Source organism: Bacillus benzoevorans (assembly GCF_014207535.1).
In the GTDB taxonomy this organism is placed as follows: domain Bacteria; phylum Bacillota; class Bacilli; order Bacillales; family Cytobacillaceae; genus Bacillus_BD; species Bacillus_BD benzoevorans.
The window spans coordinates 1-4,094 of sequence record NZ_JACHGK010000045.1 but is presented as its reverse complement, the minus strand read 5'-3'; the positions used below and the strand labels follow the sequence as shown (position 1 = coordinate 4,094).

The 4,094-nt window shown below is 34.8% G+C and carries 4 protein-coding genes and 1 pseudogene; 2 read left to right on the top strand and 3 right to left on the bottom strand.

Features of this window, described 5'->3' with window-relative positions:
- A complete protein-coding gene (gene tnpB, locus HNR53_RS23755; RefSeq protein ID WP_184530503.1) occupies nt 1-111 on the top strand; it encodes an IS66 family insertion sequence element accessory protein TnpB in 111 nt (36 codons plus the stop codon).
- 107 nt (nt 112-218) lie between these two features.
- Here tnpB and HNR53_RS22970 read toward each other — a convergent pair whose 3' ends face one another.
- The 3 genes from HNR53_RS22970 to HNR53_RS22960 form a co-directional block, all read right to left on the bottom strand.
- Nucleotides 219-1,265, bottom strand: a complete 1,047-nt coding sequence (locus HNR53_RS22970; protein ID WP_184530501.1) for a tyrosine-type recombinase/integrase — start codon at nt 1,263-1,265, stop codon at nt 219-221.
- A gap of 328 nt (nt 1,266-1,593) precedes the next feature.
- Entirely contained in the window at nt 1,594-2,223 is a 630-nt protein-coding gene (locus HNR53_RS22965) for a tyrosine-type recombinase/integrase (protein ID WP_184530499.1), read from the bottom strand.
- Nucleotides 2,220-3,494, bottom strand: a complete 1,275-nt coding sequence (locus tag HNR53_RS22960) for a tyrosine-type recombinase/integrase (RefSeq protein ID WP_184530498.1) — start codon at nt 3,492-3,494, stop codon at nt 2,220-2,222. The genes HNR53_RS22965 and HNR53_RS22960 overlap by 4 nt, the downstream gene beginning before the upstream one ends.
- 310 nt (nt 3,495-3,804) lie before the next feature.
- Between HNR53_RS22960 and HNR53_RS22955 the strand changes: the two are divergent.
- Nucleotides 3,805-4,094, top strand: a pseudogene (locus HNR53_RS22955) (IS66 family transposase); the annotation flags it as partial.

Genomic DNA, 4,094 nt, shown 5'->3' with positions numbered 1-4,094 from the left:
ATGCTTTATAAGCGTTTAGATAGTGGCAAACTTCAATGGCCAAAAAATGAAAAAGAAGTCCGTAGCCTTACTCAGCAGGAACTCCGCTGGCTGCTTATTCAGAATTCTTGATAAGCAGCCTTATACCGACTACAAGATTATTCCGACCTTTATTTGAAATCTTGTAAATTAACTCAAAATCTTAAACTATAAATCGGAATAATCCTGTCATTTAAAAATTATTTTAATCCATATAATCTACGTATCATTTCATCATCATCCTTCCATATTGGAATAGCTTTTTCTTTATCAATATCAAGGTTAATGGTTGCTTTTTCGATAGCTCTTCTTTTCATTTCAGTATCCGCTGAAGCGTATATCAAAGTGGTTTCTGGATCTTCGTGACCAAGGAATTCCGAAAGTAATGGTAATGGCATACCGTTTCTGTACAAATGCATTGCCCTGCTTCTTCTAAACATATGTGGGTGGACTTTATCTGGAATATTTGAACATATTAACCGCGCTTGTTCAGCATATTTGTTTATGAATTTTGCGACATTATCAGTAGACATCTTCATTTTTTGTCCATGATGTATTACATAAAATAAATAATCATCCGGGTTATAGTTTCTATGAAATCCCCTTACATATAAATGGTAAATATCCATAGTTTTTTGCATCAGTGGAATACTTCTCTTCTTACGTCCCTTACCATTTACAAATACATATGGAGCTATTTTATTATCTGTAACATTTTTCATTTTGATTGAGAGCATTTCACTATTTCGAGCTGCAGAATCATACATTAATGACATATAGAAACAATCCCTTAGACCCTTTTTTGACTTAGTATTAGGGCACGAGAGAATTGCTTTAAGTGCATCTTCCGACATGAATTCAATGGTTTTATTTTTATCTACCTTTCTTTGTGGTATGGCAAGTAGTCTGCCGTAAATTGATGTATAGGTTATCTCTTCATAAGCAATGTATTTAAAAACGCTTCTGATGCATGAAAGCCTTTGATTGATTGTAGCATTTCTACATTTGCGTTCTGTTTGAAGCCAGTCAAGGAATCCTGTAATAACACCGATGTCTAAGAAAGTGTTAACCTCTATCTTTAGCAATGAGTACCCAAGTTGATTGACACAGTAATCTAGGAGCAAATTGAGAGTATCCCTGTTAGCCTGTATAGTATTTTCACTAAGGTTCCTATGCCGTGGCATGAATTCAGTCAGATATTTTCGGACATATTCAAAAAACTCTAAAGAAGTACTTCTATTCTTCATATCGCACCTCCGGTATTAAGGAATCAAATTTATTCCAGTCGAAATGTTTATTATTTCTTAAACGTTCCGGAAGAAGGTGGATGTAGTAGAATGTGCTTTGAAATTGAGCATGTCCCATATATGTACTAAGATATGGAAGAAGAGCCATTACATCTTCGCCAGCATCGAACCATTTCATTAAAATTCTAGTAGCATAATTATGACGGAAGTCATATACCCTTGGAGATATTCCTGTTTTCTTGTCCAGTTCTGCCTTCCTCCAATATTTTTTGAGTTGGTTTGATATCCATCTTCTCCTATGACTGTCTTTAACCGACATATGGAAGAATCAGTGTCTGTTTGGAAAACTTTTTTCAGCTAATTGGTCATATTTTATACATACTTCATTTAAATCTTCCGTTATACTTATCATACGGTCCCTTTTAGTTTTTGAGTTATGAATAAAAATTGTTCCATCTTCTAGATTGACATCATACCTCCTAAGATCCCGGAGTTCGTTAGGACGGAGTCCGCACCCATAAGCAACTCTAAAAAATACTGGCACTGTATATTCAGTAAAGGGTGTACGTTTATTGGATATAATGTTATCTATGGTGTGAAAGAAAACAGTTATTTCTTCATCAGTAAATATATACGGTGTATAGGGTTCGTAGTTTCCAATTACATCAGCAGGTACTATATATGCTTCTTGCCCAGAAAAGTTCATGTACTTTCCTAATTGGCGGACTGATATCAGCCTGTGTTTATGCATATTTATACTCTCTGTTTCTCTTTTCATTCCCCATTCCATTACTAGATCTTTTGTTAGCTTATCTACATCAGGGTGTTTTAACGAACAGAACTGATCAAAGTCATAAAGTTCAGAGGCATAGGAATAACGATTATAACCCATAGATTCCCTGAAATTAAACATATTTTTAATTACAATGGAAAAATTGCTTGAGAATTTGTAATTCATGACAATCCCTCCTTTAAGACAGGGATATCATCCAAACCAAGGCAGCATTTTCTCATATTTTCTATATCATATGATAGGTAACTTTTTATTGCATCTGTAGTCCTGTGCCCGAGAAACTCAGCTATGACAGCCAAGGGAGTATGTCCTTCGGACATCCATGACCCAACACTCCGGCGTAATGCATGAAATGATTTGCCGGTATTCTCAAGATTTTTCCCCATCTTAGCAAGATGTCTTTTCAACATGGTATTGCCGGATGAATGGCCTTCAAGTCTTGTATAAGGGGGAACATTCCTTAGAAAAATCCATTCTTCATCAACATTTGGTCGTCCATTTAATATATAGTCCGCTATTGAATTCCCTGCTTGAACACATAACGGTAATACTAAACTGTTTCCTGTTTTTACTTGTCTCAGTTTTATAACATTATTAACCCAGTCAATATCCTGCAGTTTTAAACTGTAGATGTCAGAGGAGCGTAGTCCAGTATAAACAGAAAGAACAATGATAGCGTAGTCACGTTTGCCGTTTCTGGATGAGGTATCAATTGAAGCAAGTATATTGGAGATTTCTTCTTGTGAAAAATGTGGGCGTACTGGTTTTCGTCTGCCTGCCGGTTTCAACATGTTGAAATCTAATTCTAGGCATGTATACCCTTTTGAATTTAGGAAAGCAAACAGTCTTTTAAGCATCAGAATATCTTTTTCAATGCTATCCTTTCTACATTTACTGGAATTGGATAAAAAATCCTCAATACTGGTACGGGTAATATCAGAAATACTAAAAATGCCATGTTTCTCTAAATATATTAAAAACTGCCTACTATTTAACTCATATCTGCCTATTGTTCTATGTGACAGATTATTTGAGATGCTTTGTAAAAATTCTATTTGTATTTTTTTAAAGCATTCAGGCATATACTTACTATATTTTCGATGTCGGCCTCTACGTTCCAGCCTGCCAGTATGATACAACTCTTCGCAAAAATCAACTGTATTCTGCATGTATAGATATCGATCTTGTGATATTTCCCCTGTAGACATTTTATCTTTTTGTACAGTTAGCCAATTAAAAAGTTTTTCTGATGAATAAATTTCCTCTTCATCAAACCCGCATGTACTACCAGTATAAGCTCTATTGACCATTAAAAGCCTGCTTTGGATAGTATTCTGGCAATAATCAAGCTTTTTCATTTCATCCTCAAACAGTTTGATAAAATCACGCATTGAAATTCCAGCTAAAGTTTTGTTTCCAGTGAAATAAACATCCATTTCTATTACCTCTCTTTCAATGTTATTCTCAGGAAATTCCTGATACCAACATTTTACTAAAGATAAATAGAATATTTATTATTCCTACCATTAACTTCATTTTTTCTAATAAAAATAACTAACTTAGATAGAAAGTCGGAATAATTTTATAGTCGGAATAAGGCTGCTCGAAGGGTTATCAATTCAGCAGCCAAAGGCGATTCAATCATCACCAAAAGGTGTTTTCTAAATTTGAACATTTGATCTTTATTCCTCCGTTTGAACTGGTTATAATAGGAAGAACGAAATCGAACGGAAAGTGGTGAATGATATGGCGAACGCTTCTTCTACGAATGAAAATCAGCAGGAAAAAATAATCCGACTGTTGGAAGAGCAATTGGCTCATTCAAATCAACAAAACAAAGAATTATCGAAACAGATTGAAGCGTTAACCGATCAAGTGCGCCATTTAACTAAGCTTTTATATGGTTCAAAAACAGAGAAATCTAAATATAATACGCTTGAGGGCCAAACCTCATTATTTGATAATGACCCGTTTTTTAACGAACCTGAGCACACAGGAGAACAAAGCCAACAGACGATTTCTTATACTGTTGTACG